We start from the raw sequence: 22,035 nt of genomic DNA on the forward strand, positions 1-22,035 counted from the left end.
GGTTATTTCTGATCCGGACAGGAACACCTTTCAAAAATAAAAGTATGAGAGGTAATACATTATGGAAAACAAAAGCACAAACGGCAAGGTTCAGCGTGGAGAAATCTATCTTTACGATTTCGGCAATAACGGAGGATCAATCCAAAACGGAGTGCGTCCTGCTTTGGTCGTACAGTGCGATGAGGGTAATGCGGCAAGCAGCACAACGATAATTGCCGCAATCACTTCCGTTATCAAGAAGCGGTTTCTTCCGACGCACATTATCATAGGCAACCGTTTCGGCTTGAAATCACCGTCTATGGTGATGCTTGAACAACTGAAAACCGTCAATCAATCCGACCTAATTGAGTATATCGGCAAAATTGACGACGAGCATTGTATGAAGAAGCTCAATATCGGTATCAAAAAGGCTTTGGGGCTTTGGGTGGATAAGCCTTATCACAAGCCCGCAAGCGTTCGTTGCCTTTGCCCTAAGTGTTTGCAGGACTACAAAACCAGCGGCGGCTATATTGTCAGGCGTGTCGATCCCTTCGTTCGTGTTAAAGAGAAATGCGATAAGTGCGAGGGCTACGGCTATGACTACCTGATTACCGAACGCAGCACGGGAGGTGAAGAAAATGTTTGAGGATAGAATTGCCGCTATGAACGCCGATACAGAAGCTGTTCCCGTCCTTTCGGGCTACGAAAAAAGGGTTTACACCGTAGATGAAATACAAGACATTTTGGGCGTGAGCAAGACAAGCGCATACAACCTTGTGAAATCAGGCGTGTTTCACTTCGTTAAGGTCGGCGGGCAGTATCGGGTATCGAAAAAGAGCTTCGATGCTTGGCTTGATGCCTTGGATAATACGCCTGTCGAAAGTGTGCGATTGAGAAAATCGCATCATTTTCAAATCCTCCGAAAGTCAGTATCATATAGCCAAGCTAATTGGCTTGGCTATATGACAGCTGACGAGCCGTTAAATAAAACAGCCACGGAGGTTCCTAATGGAAAAAGTAAATACAGCAAATGCGGCAGCGCAGCCGGAAAAGCGCATCTATACCGTAGAAGAAATACAGGACATCTTGGGCGTGAGCAGAATGAGCGCTTACAACCTTGTAAAGTCCGGCGTCTTTCATATCGTTAAGGTCGGCGGTCAGTATCGGGTGTCAAAAAAGAGCTTTGATGCTTGGCTCGAAGGACAGGACGGTGACTGCGAATGATAAAGAAAACTATGTCGGTTCGTGAAATGGGTGCGCTGCTCGGTTTGAAAAAGGTTGATTCCTATTGGCTTGTTCACAAGAATTACTTTAAGACCGTTCTCGTAGCCGGAAAGATGAGAGTTTTGGTGGATAGCTTTGAGGAATGGTATGCCGGACAATTCCATTATAAGAAGATCGACGGCACGAAGCCGGGGCAGAAATACGCCTACACGATGTCGGTTCACGAAGCGAGTGCGATTATAGGGGTATCTGACGGAGTGATGTATGACCTGATTAAAAGGTATCCTATCAAGGCCGAGATTATCAACAATCGCACTCAGATATACATTGACAGTTTTGAAGAATGGTACGCCACACAGGACAAGTACCGCAAGGTCACACCGGAAGGAGGTACGAAAGATGTTTGAAAAGCGGATAGCAGAACTCAACGGAACAGTAAAAGTGAAACGCACTTATACCGTCGCAGAGATTTGCGAAATTCTCAGCGTCGGGAGGGTTTCGGTATACAACCTCATAAAAGGGGGTGCCTTCAAAGCGGTTTTAGTAGACAGCAAATATAGGGTTATCAAAGCGAGCTTTGATGAATGGCTCGACAGCGATAACGGTCAGGAGGTATAGATATGGCTTCAATAGTCAAAAGGAAAAATCGGTATTCAGTGGTTTATACCGTGAGAGATGAAAGGGGCAACACCCGTCAAAAGTGGGAAACCTACGATACAAATTCCGCAGCAGAAAAACGGAAGGCGCAAATTGAATTTGAGCAGATGAGCGGCACATTCATTGTGCCGTCTGCAAAGGCCGTTGCCGACCTTCTTGAAGAATATACATCGGTGTACGGTGTCAGCACTTGGGCAATGTCCACTTATGAAGCACGGCGTGGCTTGATGTTCAATTACATCATTCCGATTATCGGGGATATGAAGCTGGACGACCTGAACACCCGTGTTATGGATCGCTTTTATCAGAGCTTGCTTTCCGTGAAAACAAAGGTCACGAATAACCGCAAGCCGACAAATGAATTTCTCACTGTGCATACCGTTCGTGAGATACACAAGCTGCTCAGAAACGCCTTTAATCAGGCGGTCAAGTGGGAGCTGATGTCAAAGAACCCGTGCGTGAATGCGACACTTCCCAAAGAGGAACATAAAAAGCGTGAAATATGGACGGCGGAAACCCTGCAACACGCCCTTGAAGTATGCGACGATGACATACTTTCCCTTGCTATCAACCTTTCCTTTGCCTGCTCTCTGCGAATGGGAGAAATGCTGGCGCTGACTTGGGATTGCGTGGATATAGTGTTTACCTTTCCCCATATGTTCACGACCGGAACGACTGATCTTGTGCTGAAAGCACCGAAAACAAAAACGAGCGTCCGCAAGGTCTTTCTTCCGAGAACCGTTGCGCTTATGCTTACAGAGAGGAAAAAGCAGATTGAGAAATATAAGGAGCTGTTCGGAGAAGAATACACGGATTACAACCTTGTGTTTTGTCACCCGACGGGCAGACCGATGGAAAATCAAGTTATAACCCGTGCCTTGAAGAAGCTCATCCGTGATAACAATCTGCCGGATGTAGTCTTTCACAGCTTCCGACACGCCAGCATTACCTATAAGCTGAAATGGAACGGCGGCGATATGAAGTCAGTGCAGGGCGACTCAGGACACGCAAGGGTTGAAATGGTTGCGGATGTTTACAGCCACATTATTGATGACGATCGCCGTTTCAATGCTCAACGCTTCGATGAGCAGTTTTATAAGGCAAAGGCGCTCTCGCCGGAAGCCGAGGGGAAAACAATCCCTATGCCGAAATTTGAAACCGTGAAGGACTTACCTGACCCGATGGCAGTCACACAGGAGGAAATGGAAAAGACCGCCGAACCGCCGCAGGAAACAGTACAAGAGAAAACTGCGGACGCAGCAGAAAGCAACGCCGAGCTTTTAGTGAAGCTGTTGCAGAACCCCGAAATGGCGGCGCTGCTGAAAACACTTGCGAAGAATTTATAAGAATAGGATTATATGAATAGAGGGGCAACTCCGGTTGTCCCTCTTGATTTTTTGGCGCAGAGTTGTTATAATGAGTATACTTTATGGCTTGCGTTCGCAGAGCCCCGATGGTTTTATCTGAACAGACCACCATAACCCGCTTAGCACGACCCTTGCTAATGACCTGCTAAAAACAGCAGTTAAAATTAGCAGAAAACAGATGAATTTAGTTATCAGTCCAAAAGCTCTCGAAGCCTTTTATATCAATGATTTCTAAGGATTTTTTACCCCTGTCTTTCAGCCCAAAAAGCGTTCCGGGAGCGTCTCCTAAGCGTGGGGTCAGAGGTTCAAATCCTCTCTGGGACGCCAGAAAGCACCGCTGCAAGCCTTTTTTCGGGGTTTGCAGCGTTTTTTGTTCCTCCTTCTCTCGGTAATTTCACTTCCGTTACCGGGAGATTTTTATACGCCGCATGATGTATATTTGGGTACTGTCAATAGGTGCAAAAATATTCTTTCATACGATGAAAACAGCTCTAAATTAAACAGCCCCCGCTTGTTAGACGATATGAGATACCATCTACCAAACGGGAGGCTGTTCAAAAAGCGTTTTTTTATTTTTAATATGAGCGTACCGGAGAAAATTCCCTTCTAATTCCAATGAAAAGCCGCTTTGAGACGCTTCTTAAAGAAATCCTTTGGGACAAAATCGGCCAAAGGCGGAATGGTTGTACGATTTTTTTAAAGAGAGAACCATTTTTCAAGGGCAATCCCTGCGAAGCCCTTCTCTTCTTTCTTTAAAGCGCAGTTCCCTTCTTTGGAACGAAAAAGTTGCGCATATCCGCTTTCTCCAGTTCCAACAGCTTGACTTTCGTGCTGATGCCGCCAGCATATCCGGTCAAGCTTCCGTTTGTGCCGACTACCCGGTGACAAGGAATCAGGATGGAAATTCCGTTATGTCCCACAGCGCCGCCAACCGCCTGTGCGGACATATGGGTAAGGCCCCGCTGCTCTGCAAGCTGTCGTGCAATTTCTCCATAGGTGGTGGTTTGGCCGTAAGGGATCTGCAAAAGGATTTTCCACACTGCCTGGCGAAACGCAGAGCCGATCGGGTGCAGTGGCGGAAGAAAGTCCGGTTCCGTTCCAGTAAAGTACAAGTCGAGCCAGCGTTTGGTTTCCGAAAGAATCGGCGTTTCCTGCTCCGTATGCACTTTTGGCAGATTGTCCGCAAAATATTTTTCGCCGTCAAACCACAATCCGGTCAATCCAATCTCATCCGCTGCCAAAAGAATACCGCCCAGCGGTGAATTGTAGTGTTGAATAAACGTCATTTTTACACCCCGAAAAAAGCATTGAAATTCTGCGGCGCTACCGCGCTTTGTGATCATTATATCGCTCTTTATATGAGCAAACTATCTGAATATCGTAAAATATTCTCGTAATATCTCCCATTTAAAATTCCAAACCAGCCAGAGAAGCGGCAGACGCTTCTGCCGAACGTTTCTTTGCAGCGCACTTGTAACGCCAGGGTTGAACTCAGCCTTCTGACGTTTGCGTTCTTAGGTCTAACAGATAGAGCATACGATCTCTGTCCGGAATATCACTTGAGAATATCTTCTATTCCCCGAATAAACTGTTCTGCATTTCTCATTTCATACAATCTGCCATGAATCGAAACTTGTCCGGAAGCCGAGACAGCAATTTCCGTCAATGTCTCCCCGTCATAACTGGAAATGAATGCAATTTTGTTGCCGAGTTCCTCCATTGCACCGTCCCCCATATACGTTTTCAGGGTTCTTTTATAAGAACAGTTCTGCATCCGTTCCACGATTTTTCTTTTTTGTTCCTCTGTGATCTGGTCGTACTTCTTTGTGTTGATGTATGCTTCTCCGTTTTGAACACCCAATTCATTTACCTGTATCGTAAGGTCCTGATTTTCAATGAGATCGCTTGGAAAAGACATCGGGTAAAAATAGATCACGCAACATACCAGCAAGGCAACACCGACAAACCACATAACCTTTTTCTTCATCTGTATTCCTCCAATCCCGATTTTCCAATTTGTTCATTTTAAAAATCTGACCCCTATTAAAGTGTTTTCAGGAAATCGTCAACAGCCAGATTAAATTCTGCTGGACGCTGATTCGCAAGGAAATGATTTCCACGAAGGATCACCATTTTTGCATTTGGAAGACTTTCGGCGATTTCCTTCGTATGCGACTCTTTGATCATATCTTTTGTTCCGCAAATGACCAATGTGGGAATCGAAATCCGCGACAATGCATTTGGTTTGATATTTGGCTCATTCACCATCAGGCCGAGCATTTCGGCATTTTTCTTTGCCTCCGTTGATTTGGCGGCAAACCGCCTTGCGATTTTGTATCCGATTTCAATCGGAATTTGCACCACTCGTTTTACTCCTGTTGGGTCGAGATTGCCGCCGCTTAAAATCAAAGCTTTTACCATATCGGGGTGCTCCGTTGCAAATTTCATCGCAATATTTGCTCCGTCTGAGAACCCCAAAATCACCGCGCTTAAAATTTGATGCGCTTGCATGAAATCGTATAAATCACAGGAAAATTGTGCAATGGTAAACGGCGCGTCGCCTCGCGGAGATTTCCCATGCCCTCTCGTATCCAATGCAATCACACGGTATTTGCTTTGAAAATATTCGATTTGATTTTTGAAATAGGCGCTGTTTCCACCATTTCCATGCAAAAATAGAAACGGTTCGCCATTTCCTTTCTCCTGGCAGTATAATTCTATATCCATTATATCCTCGTAAATTTCAACTTGCAAAATAAATCCGCATTCTTATTCTAATTCATACGGCCCTTTTGCATAGCAAAGAAAAGCGTTTTTGAGCAAATTGCACACCCAGCTTTGTTTGCAGACGAATTGCAATATCATTGCCATCCGAAATCATCACATAAGGTCTCATCTGGCTATGAAACATTTGGTTTGCGATAAACCGCCTGCATCCGGCTGGCAATCTGTTGCCGCCTCGAAGCAGGGTCAACAGATTCAAATCCGAGAGATCCAGCCTTATGGATGCCGGCATACCCTTTTATGCCCTGATTGTCTGCGCTGCTTCCGCGTGATTCTGCCTGCAAGCCGGATGTCGGCGGTCTATTTCAAACAGGATGTCACAAACGCAAGCGGAGAACATCCATGCTTTCTGCCGTTTCTTCTGCTGACAGCCCCTGCTCTGCAAATCCAATTTTGCTGTCCTATAGACTACTCGATTTTTAATGATTCAAAATAATAGCGCGGTTTTCCTGTACTCTTTTTCCCGTATTCTATCGCTTCCGTCGGGCAATAACAAATACAGGCCATGCAATGCGTGCATTGCGTTCCCCATACAGGCTTTCTGTCCCTGTATGTTATGTTGTTCATCGGGCATTTTTCCGCACATTGTCCGCAACCAATACAGGCATCATTTGCCTGAAAGGCGTCGGCCTTAACGAAAAACTGATAAAATATCGGGTTTACCGGACCGCTCATAAAGCGGTCATAGAGATTGCTTCGAGGTGCGGAAAAAGCCTGTCTCGCCTGAATGCGCACAATGGTCTCCTCAAGCGTTGGCTCTGCTCTTTCCACGATGCTCCTGGCTTCTTCTGCCTGCGGTGCGCGAAACATCGCAATGTAGTTTTCCGGCATAACAATTTGTGCTGTTCCCATATAGCACAGGTGTTTTTGTTCGGTAAGTTTGCGATTGTATTTTGCTGCGTTACCAATCTCGCTGCCACAGTCCATCACAAACCAGATTCGTTCCGCACCAACAAACTCGGTTTGGGAAAGCCAATCCGATACGATTCGCGGAATACGCCATGCATATGTTGGCGCAACCACGATTACGTCTTGTCCCGTCTGTATCGGGGAATGATCCTTGACTTTAATTTTTGTATTCAGATCGACCGTTTTATCCTGTAGTGCTTCCGCAATTCGCCTTGCGATATACCGGCTGTTCCCGGTTCCGGAAAAACAAAAAATCATATGTATAAGCACCTCCGAAAAATTCGGTTTACCAGCGCGGCAATCCAGAAACAATCCGGTTTTGTCACGAAATCCAAAAGCGTTTGACAGCGACGTTTTCATCCGGATCATACAACTCGTTTTCAACTATACCGCCGTTTTTCAGAATCCCCTTTTCCAAAGCCGCGTTGTCGCTATCGCAGACACAGAGAATGCGGTCCATTCCAAACTCCCTTGCAATTTCCAATCCCCGCTTCAGCATCTGGGTCGCGAACCCGCGGTTCCGATCGGACGGACGAGTGGCATAACCGATGTGTCCGCCGTAGTTGAGCAGAAATTCCGTCAGTTCAAACTGCAGACGGAACACACCGAAAATTCCATGCGGACTGCACATCGGAAATCCCGTGGCTGTTGCTTTCAACAACCACGCTGATTTTTCTCGGCTTTTTTAAGTCTTACCTCATGAACTTCCTCTCGGAAATGGATCTCATAAACTGTAAGTTGTCCAGTACTTATCCAAGTCGCTCTTGCAGAAAGCCTTTGCGCTTTCTCAAATCCGGATCACAAAGCACCGGCAAAATGTTCACGAGCTGTTCCGGCTCCAAGTTCCACCATTGATAGCGAAGCAGCGAGTCTTTCCGCTCCCCATCAAAGCGCTCTTTGATAAATTTTGCTGGGTTTCCTCCGTAAACGGTATCGGCAGGAACATCTTTTACAACCACGGAGTAGGCGGCAATGATCGCTCCGTCGCCGACCTTTACGCCGGGCATCAGAATGCTTTCGCGTCCGATCCACACATCGTTTCCAATGATCGTATCGCCTTTACGGGGAAGTTGTTCCATATGCGGCAGTGTATTCTCCGTCCATGCACCGCCAAACACATTAAATGGGTACGTCGTTGCGCTGCTGCTTCGGTGGTTCGCCGGTCCTATGATAAACTTGGCGTCGGATGCAATTTGACAGAATTTGCCAATTATAAGGTGATCTCCAAACCAACTCCGGATAGTTGAACAGCACATTGTTCCGCTCAAAGCCTGTCGGGTCCGTCGCGTCGTCATAATAGGTGTAATCCCCGACCGTAATATTGGGCGCTGTGATGACATTTTTAATAAAACAGGAAGTTTTATATTCGTTGGGAAAGACCGCGTTTGGATTTGGAATCTTCAGCATCATTTCGTCTTTTCCTGTCATCATTCTATATTCCATCCTTTTCCCGGTACATCCTAGTGACAATTCCTCGTTTCTTACAGGCTTCTCTCACCGTGATTTCTCTCCATCCTTCGTTTTCATGACTCGGAAAACCGGAAATCACTTTGATAATAATTTTAAAAAACGCTTGTCATTCATCTGCTCGTTTGTTACATACGCTCCATCATAAAACAGTGCATAGGTCGTGATTGGCGTCGGTGCATTCTGCGCTTCTTCTTTGCTCTGCAAAGGAACGGACCGGAATTGCACTGCATTTTCCTTTGCCACTTGTTCCACAATCGGAACATATTTCGCATTAAATGGACATTGACTGGTATAATATAAAACATATCCTTTTTCTTCAACATGCGGGTGTTTTGCGCAGTCTTTGAATCTGGGCAGCAGCGCATTTTCCTCAAATGGGAGATACCATAGCTGGATCCCGTTATCCGCTTCATCGCAAACAGAAAATCCTTTATATTGCAAGAATTTCGGGTCGGCCAAAAATGGCTTTTTCTTTTTGGAAGATAACACACATAGGCCCTTTTTTCCTTTTTGCTTGCTGTCCTCCACACAGGCATTCAGCAAATCCGCTCCATAACCATGCCCCTTGAAAGAACCCGCCACCCACAAACAGTCGATATACATATAACCGTCTGCAATCATGGGATTCCACGCATTTTCAGCAGGTATATACTCAATAAAGCACTTTCCCCGCTCTTTGCTTTTTAGAAAAACCAGTCCATCCGCAAAGCGTTCTTGCAGCCACGCCTTCTTGGAGGACACCTGAAGATCCTTGTTATTGGAAATTGCACAGCATATATGCTCTTGGCCGATGTTTTCGCTTGTCACTCTGATATATTCCATAAAGCGCCTCCATCAATTTCCATTAGACGGTCAGATTTAAGCGTATTATATCATAACTTTGCAACTTTTTCTATCGACAAATTTGTGGTATATATCTGCGGCAATCAATCTTCTCCTACTAAGTCGAACAAGCCCAAAATAGAAGTCCGCCACAGATTACTGGACCGCTCCCCGTTTAACAGACAAAGAAAAAAGCGCCCAGTCGCAGAATAGCGGCGAATTACACGGCCTTGCTCCGGATTTCAAACGGAGTGAGGCCGTTCTTCAGGTTGATCCGCACATAGTTGTAGGATCGCACATACTCCGCCACCGCCTGTTCGACTTCGGTCCGGCACGATTCCAACAACCCGGTGTGTCGCGACGGTATCCGCATCGAGCAGGAAGGGAATAGCCTATCCTTCCTTGATCGTAAACGGATCGACTTTTTTTACATAAAGGATCGATCCCGTGTGATAAGTCGGTTCCATAGAACCCGACAACACACGAAACACCTGCAGTCCAACCACTCTTGCCCCAACCAGCAAAATTGCCAGCAGAACGACCAGCGCAACCAAAACGCTGCTGACGATATTTCATATTTTTTTGAGAGAATGACGCACGCTGTTTCTTCCCTTCTCAATCTTCTCAAAAAAGCTTCCTGTACGCCAGAAAATTCAGACAACAGCCGACCGCAGTTGATGTAACATTTCATAAAAGAGCAAGCAAACTCCTAGGTTTCTGCATCCAATACAAAGGCATTTAACCGATGAGGATATACTGCAGCGCCATTTCAGATTCAAGGGACGACGCGGGAAAACGCACCCATTTACGAGAATATCTAACATCTCAGTTGCTCTATCTGCAAAAATCGCGCGATTTTTCCCTAAAATTCGGAATCTTGCGGCACACTAGATCTCAGAAAGTCTTCCATTTCCTTTCTGAACCGATAATCCGCAAGCAGCAGATCCACCATCCGTCCATAGCTCTTGACGCCGTCTTCCTGACGGTTTGCTTTCAGATACGTGTCGTTGACCGCTTCAGAAGCCTCTGCAACCGGCCCCTCAAATTGCTTCCAATAACGGCTGTTTGCGGCGAGATCCCGCTTTACGCCCTCGGAAAGCATCGCATATGTCTCGCTGCCCAAATCGCGGTCAATCGAAAACAGCGCATTGTTGGCATGAATAAAGGCCAGCATCGCACCGGAATACTGAAATTCCGGGAAGTCACTTGCCCGACAGGCGAGAAATGCGATAAAATTTGCCTCATCTTCCCGCATATAACCGCGCAAATGCGTCAGCTCATGACACATCGTGGAGGGAATCGAGTAGTCCGGGATATCGACATTGACATTCGCCTCAAAGGTAAACGGAAAAAACACGCCGGTAATATTCGCCCAGGACATTGCGCGCGAAAGCAACACCGGTTTCGGCGACCGGTAACAGTCCGGAAGCGTCGGATAACTTGCCGCCAGGCTCGCGTACGTTTTACGCGCATGTTCCGCCGTATCACGGACAGAACCCTCCGCAAGCTGCATGACACCCTCGGAATCCTCCGGCAGCCCATCACGCAAATCGGAAAGCGTCCCCGCAAGCTCTGCGCACAACGTGGAAAGCTCCTCCTTGGAGGAATCCTGCACCGTGAGTCCGCAAACCGCAGAAAACGGAACCCGATGGTAATTGATCCCGCAGGAAATCGTAAAAAGGAACCACAGCGCACCGCCGACACAGAGCAGGTTGATTCCGGCTTTTGCCGCCCGAAGGCCCCGCTTTTCCGGGTTTCGGATCAGACGGATCAAAAACAGCAGCAGAAACACGATCACCGCAGCGACAGCAGCGAGAATCAAAATTTCTGCAACCGAAAACGGCGCTAACGCCATGACTGCATGAACGGCAGAGGCATAAACCGGATAAATCGTCGTGGCATACCATTCCGCAAACGATGTGGAATTTGACGCGCAAAGCGTCAGAATGAGAGCGGCAGGAACGCAAAGAAGGATCCAAAGCCGCCGCAAATGCAGAAGCGATTTCATAAACAGCCTCCCGATTTTCATTTTGAAAAAGCACGCTGTCGTCCGACCCGGCGGCGTCTTTCAAGGAAAGTATAACACAAGCGCACGGCGGCGGCAATCTTTCGAAAGTACGACCATCCAGTTTTTCGCAACCATTCGGTTTTCAACGAGAATACTCCCGTTTTCTCGTTCCATTCAATTTGATGCACATATCGGATATTCCGCATCTGTGTTCCGAACACATCAAAAAGCCGATCCGCCCCGAGGATTCCCCAAGGCGGACCGGCTTTCTCAGAAGGTATTCCGTTTTTGCAGGCGTGCTTTTTCGTACACGGATGCACTTATTTGTAAAGCGGTCCGAATGCCGCGCATGCACGGTAATCCGCACTTGTCAGGTCTTCCGTGCCAAAAGAAGACCACACGGCCGGACGGTAAATTTTCTCCTCCGAAACATTGTGCATGGAAACCGGAATCCGCAGCATGGAAGCCAGCGTAATCAGTTCTGCGCCCACATGTCCGCAGCAGAATGCACCGTGATTCGCGCCCCAGTTTGCCATCACGCTGTATACATCTTTAAACGCGCCTTTTCCGGTCAGGCGCGGAGCAAACCAGGTTGTCGGCCAGGTCGGGTCTGTCCGGTTGTCCAAAATCCGATGCGTTTCCGGATCCAGTTCGCAGGAATATCCCTCTGCAAGCTGCAGAACCGGTCCAAGGCCCTTGACAACATTGAGCCGTGCCAGCGTAACCGGCATACCGCCGCGTGTGCCGCCGATAAAGTGGCTGGAGAACCCGCCGCCGCGGAAATAACCGAGATCCGCCGGGCACCAATCCGTCGCCGCCAAACAGGCGTCGGCGTCTTCTTGCTGCATGTTGTAAAACGGCTTGATCACCGGACGGCCGGTTTCGTCGGGAACTGCTCCGTTCCCATCGAGCGCCGCCGCACCGGAGTTCACAAGATGAATCAGGCCGTTTTCCGCATATCCGGTCGGCTTTTTGCCGGCTACGCGTTCGATGGCTTCCGGACTCCAGAAGGTCCGAACATCCGCAAAAATACCCGGTGTATCCGAAACGAGATGTTCCAAAAGCATCGTCATCGCATTGAGCGTATCGTTCTCTGTCGCAACCGGAATCGATTCCCGCAGGCCGTTCCAGTCAAACTGGCTGGAGAGCATCGCCTCTAGGAAGTCGAAATTCGGCATGAAATCCGTCCACTGGCGCTGACCCTGGATACCGCCGATCAGCGCGTTGTGGCCGCAGCTTTCCTCAACAAATCCCATCTGGGCAAGCTTCGGATTTCCGTGATACAGATCGCGGACGATCAGCATGCACTTGACGCAAAACTCCCACTGTGCATCCTTTTCCGCACGGCTAAACTGTTTTTCCGCCGGATTTTTGTCTATGCCTTCTTTGCAATGCGCCTTTGTCCATGCAAGGGCTTTCTCAAACTCTTCATGGTCGTAGATGCCATTCTGCACACGCCGGATCAGCTCGCTCTCGTCAACCGATTCACTGCGCATGCCGAAATACTCCTGCAAAAGGTCCTGGTTGAGGATAGATCCGGCAATTCCCATGCACATCGATCCGATCTGCAGATAGCTTTTTCCGCGCATAATCTTTGCTGCGAGACCAGCCTTGGCAAACCGGAGAATTTTCTCCTTTACATCCTCCGGAATACTCCGGTCATCGCCATCCTGCACGTGGTGGCCATAGATTCCAAAAGCGGGCAGCCCCTTCTGCGCATGCGCTGCAAGCACTGCGGCAAGATACACTGCGCCCGGGCGTTCGGTTCCGTTAAATCCCCAGACTGCCTTGATGGTGTGCGGGTCCATATCCATTGTTTCGGTTCCGTAGCACCAGCACGGGGTAACGGTCAGCGTCACGCCGACGCCTTCTTTTTCAAATTTCTCCGCGCACATAGCCGCTTCCCGTACGCCGCCGATCGTCGTATCGGCGATCACGACCTCCGCCGGCCGACCATCCGGATATTTTATGTTCTCCCGAATCAGGGCTGCCGCTGCCTGCGCCATTCCCATTGTCTGATCTTCCAGGCTTTCCCGCACCCCATTGCGGCGGCCGTCAATGGTGGGTCGGATTCCGATTTTCGGCATTTGTGTAAAATAATACATAAATTTACGCTCCTTTTCTAGGTAGTCCACTTAAAATGCGCAGATCCGCACATTTTGGTTCCGATACTTTCATTATAGCGGTTCCCATGCGTGTTTCGCGCAGTTTCTTGTGATAATATAGACATTTTTTGTGATTTATGGTATTCTTGTGTAAAAGGAGGCGAACGTGTGAAGGCATTTTGGGAAAATCGAACCTACGGCGGAAATCTGCGCGTTTGGGTCGGCTGCTACGAAAACCTGCGCTTTCTCTCGCATTATCACCGGGAAATTGAAATGATTTATGTCCGGGAAGGCACTGCAACCCTCGGCATTCAAAACCGGATTTTTTCCTGTCAGCGCGGCGATCTCGTCATCTGCCGCAGCGGCTGTATGCATTACAGTCCGCCGCAGCAGACCGACTGTGTTCTCGATTTTCTGCTGTTTGATCCGGAAATCCTGCAGGAATATCGTCCGATTCTCAATAGACCGCTTCCTCCGGTTCTCCGAGCCCAACAGCTTGCAGACGCCGGAATGGACCGCCGATGCACTTCGCTGTATGAAACCGTCAACCGGGAAATCCTCAAAAAGGCGCCCGGATATGAAGCGGTCGTCAGCGGTGCTATTTTGCAGTTCATGGCCTATTGCGGCCGGTATTTTCCGATTCCGGAAAACGACGAAGCCAAGCCGGAAGAAACACAGTCTCCGAAAATCGGCCGTCTCCTGGATTATATTAATGCGCATTACGCAGAAAGCCTGACGCTCCCCATGGCCGCAAAAATCATGGGATATGAACCCTCTTATTGTTCCAAGGTTTTTAAAAAGCTGACCGGTGTCGGATTTTCACGTTATCTCAACTCCGTGCGGATCGAACACGCCATCCGGTATCTGCGGGAACCGGAACAGACCGTTACGGAAATTGCGCTGCGGTGCGGATTTAACAATATTCGAAATTTCAACCGGACATTCCGGGAACTGACCGGTGTTCCGCCCACCCGGTTTTCTGCAATGAATCATCCGCTGTTCGGCACCGGAAACCGATATCCGGCGCCGAACATCACAAGCGCCATTGTAACCTATCGCCGGGAGATTGCCGGAGAAGAATATTTACACCGCTACACTGCGGGCTGCAGAAAATAAATAAGGATTGACACCGAATTTTCATGACGCCTATAATAGAAAAAGGATTTACAGGGGGTGTCCTTATGAAAAAAATCACAGACGCGCTGAAAAGCGGAAAAATTCTCGTTTCTGACGGTGCCTGGGGAACCGCGTTGGCTGCACAGGGTTTGCAGCCCGGAGAATGCCCGGAGCTCTGGTCGCTTGACCATTTTGAAATCGTCCGCGGAATCGCCCAGCAATATCTTGACGCCGGCGCAGATCTGGTGGGCACAAACAGCTTTGGCGCCAACCGGCTCAAGCTGGAAAACTTCGGGCTCCAGAATCGCTGCTCTGAAATTAACCTTCGTGCTGCGCAGGCCTCCCGCGAGGCTGCCAACGGCCGTTGGGTTCTCGGATCCATCGGTCCGACCGGTCGGATGCTGCTGCTCGGCGACACCACGCCGGAAGAGCTCTACGACGCGTTTCGGGAACAGGCACAGGCACTGGAAAAAGGCGGTGCCGATGCGGTTTGCATTGAAACTATGAGCGATCTTGAAGAGGCCGGCATCGCAATTCGGGCAGCCAAGGAAAATACCGGTCTGGAGGTCATCTGCACCTTCACTTTTGAAAAAACGAAAAAAGGCGAATACCGCACCATGATGGGGGTAACGCCCGCAATGGCGGCGGAACAGCTGCATGCGGCAGGTGCCGACATCATCGGTACCAATTGCGGCAACGGCATGGAACGAATGGCGGACATTGTGCGGGAAATGAAAGAAGTCTGCCCGGATGCATGGATTCTGGTTCACGCCAACGCCGGCCTTCCGCAGAATCTTGACGGTGTCGATTATTACCCGGAAACCCCGGAAGAGATGGGACGCCTCACAGAAGCTGTCCTACGGGCTGGCGCCAATATCGTCGGAGGCTGCTGCGGAACCACGCCGGCACATATCCGGGCGATCCGCCACGCAGTAGATCAATATACAGGAAAAGAGGCAAACGCATGAAAATCGCAGTCATCACAGGGGCCTCTTCGGGGCTCGGGAAAGAATACCTGCGCGCTGTGCAGGAACAGCTGCCAAATTTGGATGAAATCTGGATTCTGGCACGCCGCAAAGACCGTTTGGAGGCGCTGGCCAAAGAAGCGCGTACCACAAAAATTGTCCCGATGGAAACCGATCTTTCCGTACCGGACGGGTACCGCGCATTTGCGGCGCGGCTCAAAGAAGTCAATCCGGAAGTCGCCCTGCTCGTAAACAACGCCGGCTACGGCAAACTCGGCGATTTTTACGGCGCCGATTGCGACGCCCAGACCGGCATGGTCGACCTCAACAACCGGGCGCTGACGGCGATGACCTGTCTGACGCTGCCCTATATGAAAGCCGGCGGCCTGATCATTCAGATTGCATCGATTGCAGCATTTGTCCCCACGCCGCGGATGTCGGTTTACTGTGCAACGAAATCGTATGTCCTGAGTTTTTCAAAGGCGCTGCGCGCAGAGCTGAAAGATCGGAAAATCAATGTCCTGGCAGTATGCCCCGGCCCCATGGATACGGAATTTCTGGAGGTTGCCGATATTCCGGGCCGCTCCAAAACCTTTGCGGCGCTGCCCCGCGTAAAAGCGCAGGATGTCGCTGCCCGTTCTCTGAAAGCCGGCCTGCGCGGAAAGGCCGTTTACACCAACCGCGTGCTCTACAAAGTCTATCGGGTTCTCGGAAAATTCCTTCCCCACAATTGGCTGATGGGTGCAACCACGGTCTGACACTGCCAGAAATCGGATCCCATCTACCATGCAGAAACGAAAATCGTGCGGTTTCCGCCAAAAATAAGAGAGGAAGTATTTTGTTATGAACCTTGCATCCTACATTGATCACACCATTCTCAAGGCCGATGCAGTCCCGGACGATGTTCTGCGTCTTTGCCGTGAAGCGGCAGAGCATCACTTCGCTTCCGTATGCGTCAATTCCTGCTACGTCCCGCTGGTTCACAAAGCGCTCGCCGGCAGCGGTGTCAAGAACTGCTGCGTCATCGGCTTCCCGCTCGGCGCCATGTCGACCGAGGGTAAAGCAGCAGAAACCGCAATTGCGGTAAAACAGGGCGCAGAAGAGGTCGATATGGTGCTCAATATCGGCGCCATGAAATCCGGCGACTTCGAGGCCGTCCGAAACGATATCCGCGCTGTTGTTGAAGCTGCACATCCGGCGGCCCTTGTCAAGGTGATCCTGGAAACCTGCCTGCTTACCGATGACGAAAAGCGGAACGCCTGCAAGCTTGCCGTTGAGGCGGGCGCTGATTTCGTCAAAACTTCCACCGGATTCAGTACCGGCGGCGCAACTGTAGAAGACGTCCGGCTGATGAAAGATGCCGTTGCGGGCAAGGCGAAAGTAAAAGCTTCCGGCGGAATTCGTACCCGGGAAGATGCGCTGAACATGATCGAAGCCGGCGCCGATCGAATTGGAACAAGCGGCGGCATTCGAATTGTAGGCGGTTAAAGCATTTTTTTGAATCGCGGCCGTCATTTTGCTCGGTATTCTGCAGCGCAAACAACCCTTCAAAAAAGGAGAAACTTCTCTTGGAAGTTTCTCCTTTTTCCGTTATTTTGATGATTCTGAAAGCACGCCGGTACATCCGTCCGCATCCGCAGACACAATCGAAACCGGCCGGACTTCTCCGTGCAAATTTTCCGCCGTCTGCACACGGACCGGTGTGTAGTTAGCTGTGTACCCCTGAAAAACACCGGGAGCCGCCGCCTGCTCAAACAGGACCGGTTCCACACGTCCGCACTGCGCACGGTGGAACGCCAATCTGCTTTGTGCGGTAACTTCCGCCATTTGATGCGCGCGCTGCTCTTTGGTCTGTTTGGAAAGCTGATCCGGCGCATGATCCGCTGCAGTTCCGGGTCTGCGGGAATACGGAAAAATGTGTGCCCTAGCAAAGGCAATTTCCTCTGCAAACGCCAGAGAGTCTGCAAATTCCGCCTCTGTTTCTCCGGGGAATCCAACCATAATATCTGTTGTAATCGCCGCGTTTTCAAATGCGTTCCGAAGATTTTGCACAATTACGCGGTACTCTGCCGTCGTATAATGGCGGTTCATCCGATGAAGTGTCGCGTCGCAGCCGCTTTGCAGCGAAAGATGAAACTGCGGGCAAAGTTTCGGCTGGCGGGCAAGACGGCGGATCACCTCCGGTTCCAGCTGCTCCGGCTCCAGAGAGCCGAGCCGCACGCGCAGAATCGCAGGTTCTTTGCAGGCGGCTTCCACTGCGTCGCAAAGATGCAGTCCCATGTCCTGACCATAAGCAGAAAGATTGATTCCGGTCAAAACAATTTCCCGATATCCGTTCGCAGCAAGCTCTGCAATTTCCTGCTTTAGCGCATCGAGTGGTTTAGAGCGAACGCGTCCGCGCGCATACGGAATGATGCAGTAAGAGCAAAACCGGTTGCAGCCGTCCTCAATTTTCACAAAAGCCCGTGTGCGTTCATGAAACTTCCCCACCGTCATCGGCTCAAACGCGTCTCCGGTCTGGTGCGGCGCAATATCGACAATCCGCTCATGCTTCTCAAGAAACTGCAGCAAATAGGGCAGCAGCAACGCACGGCTGCGGTTTCCCAAAACGATGTCCGCATCTGTCAGCGCTTCACAGCGTTCGGGAAACGCCTGCGGCATGCATCCGGTCAGCACCAGTACCGCGTCGGGATTGCGGCGCCGTGCGCGGGAGAGCGCCTGCCGCACTTTATGGTCGCTGGAGGCAGTCACCGTACAGGAATTTACAACCACGACATCCGCCGGTTCTGTTTCCTCTGCCGGAACAAAGCCTGCGGAAACAAGCTGCGAAAGCATGGCCTCCGACTCATATTGGTTCACTTTACATCCAAGCGTAATCACTGAAACTTTCATAAGATGGAATCCTTTCCCAAACAGAACAACCCGGTCCACAAAAGCACGGAAAACCGCATTTTCATATTGACCGATTGCATTTCATGCGTTATGATAAACAATACAGCCGAAATCCGGCTGCTTTTTCAGACTTCTTCGCGCAGTGAGGTGCTTTGCAATGTCCGAATATACGATTCAGCTGACAGACATGGAGCAGATCCGGGCGTTTTGTGAAATCGCGCGGAAATATCCGTTTAAAATAGAATTTCTGGCGGACCGATACAAAATTGATGCGAAATCCATGATGGGCATTTTCAGCCTCGATTTATCGCATCCGCTCACGCTGGAGGTCCACCAGGACGCTCCTGTGGAATTTGAACGTGAAATCGAGCCGTTTCTCATCAAAGAATAAGCGAAAGTTCTTCTTGCGCAGTCTCCACGGCTTCCGAAAGCTCAGCCCACTGTGCCAGCTGGTCGTCATTTTGTGCGTTCAGCCGGGCAAGCTGATCGGATAGTTCCAGCGTTGCCTGATAATCGCTGACCGTTTCCGGTGCATTCAGCGCGGCCTCGACAGATTCAATCTCTTCTTCCGTCGCCTGAATCTGTTTTTCCAGGCGGGAAAGCGCAATACGCTGTTTCTTGAGTTCGGCCTCTTTTTCTCTGCGTCGTTTATTACTGGAATTACATTTTGCAGAAGGTGCAGCCTGTTTCTGAAGGTCTGCATCTTCTTTTCTTTTGGCGAGATAGTCGTCGTAACGCCCTTCATAAGCTGTTGTACCATCCGAATTAAGGACATAAATCCGGTCAGCCAGTTTATTGATGAAATACCGGTCATGCGAAATCATGAGCAGGGTTCCCGGATAATCCTGCAGCGCATTTTCCAGCGCCTCGCAGGAACTGATATCCAAGTGGTTTGTGGGTTCGTCCAAAAGCAGAAAATTAGCTTTTGACAGCATCAGGCGCAAAAGCAGAACCCGGGCGCGTTCTCCGCCGCTAAGCGCAGAGACCTGTTTAAACACCTCTTCCCCGCGGAAAAGAAACATGGCCAGCGCGCTGCGGATTTCCGTTTCGGTTTTCTGCGGATAGGCATCCCAGATTTCATCGAGCACCGTTTTTGTTCCATCCAAATCGGACTGAATCTGGTCGTAGTAGCCGAGATCCACTCCGGCTCCAAACCGGACTTCTCCGCAATCCGGTGCATAAGCGCCGAGCAGAATTTTCAAAAACGAAGTTTTGCCGCACCCGTTCGGGCCAAGCAGAAATACCCGTTCTCCGCGCCGAATTTCCATATTGGCGTTCTGAAAAAGCTGTTTTCCATCAAAAGAAAGCGCCAGGCCTTCGGCGGAGAGAACCTCATCACCGGATCGGCGGCCGGATGCAAACTGAAATCGAAGCTCTTTTTCGGCGCTGTCCGGCCGAACGAGCGTCTTCTGCAGCCGGTCAATTGCTCTTTGGTGACTTTCCGCTTGTCGGACACTCTTTTCCCGGTTAAACTGGAGCTGCTGGGCAACAACGCCTTCCAAACGGGAAATTTCCCGCTGGGTATTTTCATATTTGCGCTGTGCGGCAAGATCCTGCTCTTTTTTCTGCGCATAGGCCACGGTATAGTTGCCCTTGTAGCCCGTCAGGCGTTCGTTTTGTAAAATGAAGGTGCGTTCTGTAACGGCATCCAAAAAATACCGGTCATGGGAAATCACTAAAAATGCGCCGGGATATCCGCGCAGAAATTCTTCCAGCCACTCTACCGATGGAATATCGAGATGGTTTGTCGGTTCGTCCAGGAGCAGAAGATTGGCCCCGGAAAGCAACATTTTGGCAAGCTGCAGCTTTGCGCGCTGCCCGCCGCTCAAAACGCCGACCGGCAATTTCATAGAATCTTCCGAAAAGCCCAGCCCCAAAAGCGCGCTGCGGGTCCGGCTGCGGAACGTCATGCCGCCGAGCCGTTCAAACTGCTCTGTCAGAAAGACCTGCCGTTCAATCAGCGCATTTCGGTCCGCAGGATTTCCACTGAGCAGCGTTGTGACGACGTCCAGTTCGTGTTCCATTTCAAGAAGCTCCGAAAAAACACGGAGCACCTCTTCATAAGCACTCCGCTGCGGATCGGAACAGACATGCTGTTCCATATAGCCGACTGAAAGCATTTTGGAACGGTGAATCTCTCCGGCATCCGGCTTTTCTTCTCCGGTCAGCAGCCGAAAGAGCGTCGTCTTGCCGGAACCGTTCACACCAACCAGCCCGATTCGATTTTTTTCCTGCACCTCAAAAGAAACACCGCTGAAGATCGTATCAGCGCCGTACGCCTTTGAAAGGCCGCTAACGGACAGCAGCGCCATAGTAAAAAGCTCCTTATCTTAAAAACCAGCGACATCCTGCACGCCGGGAAATTTTTTCATTTTTTTATTATATCGAATTTTTGCAGTGAAATCAAGCAGTCCCAAAACCCCAAATCCGGCCGGGCAAAAGTGAAAACAGGCATTGCCTTTCGCCGAAAAATACAGTATAGTATAGGTAACAAACATCTGTGTACCCGGCTGCCCCGTCCGGCGGCTTTCGTACATACAGACCGTCTCCATGCCGAACGGGGCTCTGGGACGATCAGATCAACCGAAAGTGAGGGAACCCATATGATCTGTAAAAACTGCAATCAAGAAATCAGTGAAAACGTTCGTTTCTGTCCGCACTGTGGCACTGCGGTCAGCCAGCCTGAACCGACACCGGCGCAGCCCGATGTGCAGCCGCATGTACAGCCGCCTGTCGCAGGTCCTGTTTCGGATCCATTCAATAATCCCGGCGCTTATCCCGGAGCCTATCAGAATTCTCCGTACCAGCAGCCTGCGCCCGATGTACAGCCGCCTGTCGCTGGCCCCGTTCCGGATCCGTCCAACAATCCCGGCGCTTATCCCGGAGCCTATCAAACGCCTCCGTATCAGCAACCTGAACCCGATACGCCGCCGGTTTACGCAGCTGCCCCGGCGCAGCCGCCTGTCAACCAGACGCCGTATCTTGTTTGGTCCATTTTAGTTACGATTCTGTGTTGCATCCCATTCGGAATTCCGGCTATCGTCTACGCGGCAAAAATCAACTCCGCACTTGCTGACGGCAATTATCCGCTCGCAATAGATTCCGCGAAGAAATCGAAAATATGGATCCTTGTCGGCGCGATCGTCGGATTCGTGCTGCTCCTCGTTCTTTGCATCCTGGTGGTCGCCGGCCTCTGGAGCACCTCCGATTTCTTCTATACCTATTATTGATATTGAGAACCCGTACGTATTCCAGGCCCGTCCGAATCGGAATTGCATTTTTGCTGCTCGTAGCAATCGGAACGGCGGTTGGCGGTCTGTATCTTCTTTATGGCGTTTATGGAATCGGTATCCCCTGTCTGATCCGGGCTGTAACCGGGCTTTATTGTCCTGGCTGCGGCGCCGGAAGAGCGCTTGCTGCGGCCTTCCACGGAAACTGGGGAATCGCTTTCCGGCAAAATGCCGTTTTTGTGACGCTCGTACCGCTGATTGTCCTGTATTTTCTTTTGCGATTGTTCGACTGGGCTTTTACCGGTCAAAACCACATCGATCGGTATATTCCGAACCGCGTTCTGATTGCCGTCTGGATCGCCATTCTCGGGTTTGCCGTCCTTCGGAATCTGCCGTTTCGGGCGTTTGCGTTCCTGCGGCCGTTTTAGTCCGCGGCGCAATTCCACACGGTTTTCTGAACATCACCATAAAAAGCAGCATTCCGTCTGTTTGGCAGATGGAATGCTG

The 22,035-nt window shown here is 50.1% G+C and carries 24 protein-coding genes and 2 pseudogenes; 13 read left to right on the top strand and 13 right to left on the bottom strand.

Annotation, left to right across the window (positions count from 1 at the left end; translation table 11 throughout):
* Positions 1-61 precede the first annotated feature (61 nt).
* The 6 genes and pseudogenes from IAG03_RS09640 to IAG03_RS09665 all read left to right on the top strand — a co-directional run bounded on the left by IAG03_RS09640 (position 62) and on the right by IAG03_RS09665 (position 3,206).
* Entirely contained in the window at positions 62-625 is a 564-nt protein-coding gene (locus IAG03_RS09640; RefSeq protein WP_249319886.1) for a type II toxin-antitoxin system PemK/MazF family toxin, read from the top strand.
* Between the two features lie 16 nt (positions 626-641).
* Positions 642-827: pseudogene (locus IAG03_RS09645) on the top strand (helix-turn-helix domain-containing protein); the annotation flags it as partial.
* 160 nt (positions 828-987) lie between these two features.
* A complete protein-coding gene (locus IAG03_RS09650; RefSeq protein WP_249319887.1) occupies positions 988-1,203 on the top strand; it encodes a helix-turn-helix domain-containing protein in 216 nt (71 codons plus the stop codon).
* A complete protein-coding gene (locus IAG03_RS09655) occupies positions 1,200-1,610 on the top strand; it encodes a helix-turn-helix domain-containing protein (protein WP_249319888.1) in 411 nt (136 codons plus the stop codon). The genes IAG03_RS09650 and IAG03_RS09655 overlap by 4 nt, the downstream gene beginning before the upstream one ends.
* On the top strand, positions 1,603-1,821 hold the full coding sequence (locus IAG03_RS09660; protein WP_249319889.1) for a helix-turn-helix domain-containing protein: 219 nt from the start codon (positions 1,603-1,605) through the stop codon (positions 1,819-1,821). The genes IAG03_RS09655 and IAG03_RS09660 overlap by 8 nt, the downstream gene beginning before the upstream one ends.
* Before the next feature lie 2 nt (positions 1,822-1,823).
* Positions 1,824-3,206 carry a tyrosine-type recombinase/integrase gene (locus tag IAG03_RS09665; RefSeq protein WP_249319890.1) on the top strand — a complete coding sequence of 461 codons (1,383 nt, stop codon included), beginning with the start codon at positions 1,824-1,826 and terminating at the stop codon, positions 3,204-3,206.
* 773 nt (positions 3,207-3,979) lie between these two features.
* Here IAG03_RS09665 and IAG03_RS09670 read toward each other — a convergent pair.
* The 11 genes and pseudogenes from IAG03_RS09670 to IAG03_RS09715 form a co-directional block, all read right to left on the bottom strand.
* On the bottom strand, positions 3,980-4,513 hold the full coding sequence (locus IAG03_RS09670) for a methylated-DNA--[protein]-cysteine S-methyltransferase (protein ID WP_249319891.1): 534 nt from the start codon (positions 4,511-4,513) through the stop codon (positions 3,980-3,982).
* 269 nt (positions 4,514-4,782) lie between these two features.
* Positions 4,783-5,214, bottom strand: a complete 432-nt coding sequence (locus IAG03_RS09675; RefSeq protein ID WP_249319892.1) for a hypothetical protein — start codon at positions 5,212-5,214, stop codon at positions 4,783-4,785.
* 56 nt (positions 5,215-5,270) lie between these two features.
* A complete protein-coding gene (locus IAG03_RS09680) occupies positions 5,271-5,954 on the bottom strand; it encodes an alpha/beta fold hydrolase (RefSeq protein WP_249319893.1) in 684 nt (227 codons plus the stop codon).
* Between the two features lie 465 nt (positions 5,955-6,419).
* Positions 6,420-7,178, bottom strand: a complete 759-nt coding sequence (locus IAG03_RS09685; RefSeq protein WP_249319894.1) for an EFR1 family ferrodoxin — start codon at positions 7,176-7,178, stop codon at positions 6,420-6,422.
* Positions 7,179-7,242: 64 nt separating this feature from the next.
* On the bottom strand, positions 7,243-7,581 hold the full coding sequence (locus IAG03_RS09690; RefSeq protein ID WP_249319895.1) for a GNAT family N-acetyltransferase: 339 nt from the start codon (positions 7,579-7,581) through the stop codon (positions 7,243-7,245).
* An 88-nt stretch (positions 7,582-7,669) separates the two neighbouring features.
* A pseudogene (locus tag IAG03_RS09695) lies at positions 7,670-8,327 on the bottom strand (CatB-related O-acetyltransferase).
* 138 nt (positions 8,328-8,465) lie between these two features.
* On the bottom strand, positions 8,466-9,212 hold the full coding sequence (locus IAG03_RS09700) for an N-acetyltransferase (RefSeq protein WP_249319896.1): 747 nt from the start codon (positions 9,210-9,212) through the stop codon (positions 8,466-8,468).
* 220 nt (positions 9,213-9,432) lie between these two features.
* Entirely contained in the window at positions 9,433-9,585 is a 153-nt protein-coding gene (locus tag IAG03_RS14590; protein WP_430472454.1) for an IS3 family transposase, read from the bottom strand.
* Between the two features lie 19 nt (positions 9,586-9,604).
* On the bottom strand, positions 9,605-9,766 hold the full coding sequence (locus IAG03_RS09705; protein WP_249319897.1) for a S26 family signal peptidase: 162 nt from the start codon (positions 9,764-9,766) through the stop codon (positions 9,605-9,607).
* A 308-nt stretch (positions 9,767-10,074) separates the two neighbouring features.
* On the bottom strand, positions 10,075-11,220 hold the full coding sequence (locus IAG03_RS09710) for a DUF3810 domain-containing protein (protein WP_249319898.1): 1,146 nt from the start codon (positions 11,218-11,220) through the stop codon (positions 10,075-10,077).
* A 320-nt stretch (positions 11,221-11,540) separates the two neighbouring features.
* Positions 11,541-13,325 carry an L-fucose isomerase gene (locus IAG03_RS09715; RefSeq protein ID WP_249319899.1) on the bottom strand — a complete coding sequence of 595 codons (1,785 nt, stop codon included), beginning with the start codon at positions 13,323-13,325 and terminating at the stop codon, positions 11,541-11,543.
* 168 nt (positions 13,326-13,493) lie between these two features.
* Between IAG03_RS09715 and IAG03_RS09720 the strand changes: the two genes are divergently transcribed.
* The 4 genes from IAG03_RS09720 to deoC all read left to right on the top strand — a co-directional run bounded on the left by IAG03_RS09720 (position 13,494) and on the right by deoC (position 16,894).
* Complete coding sequence (locus IAG03_RS09720; RefSeq protein ID WP_249319900.1) at positions 13,494-14,441, top strand: helix-turn-helix domain-containing protein; 948 nt, start codon at positions 13,494-13,496, stop codon at positions 14,439-14,441.
* A 65-nt stretch (positions 14,442-14,506) separates the two neighbouring features.
* Complete coding sequence (locus IAG03_RS09725) at positions 14,507-15,409, top strand: homocysteine S-methyltransferase family protein (RefSeq protein ID WP_249319901.1); 903 nt, start codon at positions 14,507-14,509, stop codon at positions 15,407-15,409.
* A complete protein-coding gene (locus IAG03_RS09730; protein WP_249319902.1) occupies positions 15,406-16,164 on the top strand; it encodes an SDR family NAD(P)-dependent oxidoreductase in 759 nt (252 codons plus the stop codon). The genes IAG03_RS09725 and IAG03_RS09730 overlap by 4 nt, the downstream gene beginning before the upstream one ends.
* An 85-nt stretch (positions 16,165-16,249) precedes the next feature.
* On the top strand, positions 16,250-16,894 hold the full coding sequence (deoC, locus tag IAG03_RS09735; protein ID WP_249319903.1) for a deoxyribose-phosphate aldolase: 645 nt from the start codon (positions 16,250-16,252) through the stop codon (positions 16,892-16,894).
* Between the two features lie 102 nt (positions 16,895-16,996).
* Here deoC and mtaB read toward each other — a convergent pair whose 3' ends face one another.
* The gene (gene mtaB / locus IAG03_RS09740) at positions 16,997-18,298 is read right to left on the bottom strand and encodes a tRNA (N(6)-L-threonylcarbamoyladenosine(37)-C(2))-methylthiotransferase MtaB (protein ID WP_249319904.1); all 1,302 of its coding nucleotides are present in this window, start codon (positions 18,296-18,298) and stop codon (positions 16,997-16,999) included.
* A gap of 157 nt (positions 18,299-18,455) precedes the next feature.
* Here mtaB and IAG03_RS09745 point away from each other — a divergent pair, with 157 nt between their 5' ends.
* On the top strand, positions 18,456-18,689 hold the full coding sequence (locus IAG03_RS09745; RefSeq protein WP_249319905.1) for an HPr family phosphocarrier protein: 234 nt from the start codon (positions 18,456-18,458) through the stop codon (positions 18,687-18,689).
* Here the strand turns inward: IAG03_RS09745 and IAG03_RS09750 are convergent.
* The gene (locus tag IAG03_RS09750; RefSeq protein ID WP_249319906.1) at positions 18,679-20,610 is read right to left on the bottom strand and encodes an ABC-F family ATP-binding cassette domain-containing protein; all 1,932 of its coding nucleotides are present in this window, start codon (positions 20,608-20,610) and stop codon (positions 18,679-18,681) included. The two genes, IAG03_RS09745 and IAG03_RS09750, sit on opposite strands and share 11 nt — an antisense overlap.
* 291 nt (positions 20,611-20,901) lie before the next feature.
* Between IAG03_RS09750 and IAG03_RS09755 the strand changes: the two genes are divergently transcribed.
* Together IAG03_RS09755 and IAG03_RS09760 are read left to right on the top strand one after the other, a co-directional pair.
* Positions 20,902-21,528: a CD225/dispanin family protein gene (locus IAG03_RS09755; RefSeq protein ID WP_249319907.1), complete on the top strand. Its 627-nt coding sequence runs from the start codon at positions 20,902-20,904 to the stop codon at positions 21,526-21,528.
* Between the two features lie 50 nt (positions 21,529-21,578).
* Positions 21,579-21,956, top strand: coding sequence for a DUF2752 domain-containing protein (locus IAG03_RS09760; RefSeq protein ID WP_249319908.1), 378 nt, complete (start codon positions 21,579-21,581; stop codon positions 21,954-21,956).
* Positions 21,957-22,035: the final 79 nt, after the last annotated feature.

This window comes from Yeguia hominis (genome assembly GCF_014384705.1).
Taxonomy (GTDB): Bacteria; Bacillota; Clostridia; order Oscillospirales; family Acutalibacteraceae; genus Yeguia; species Yeguia hominis.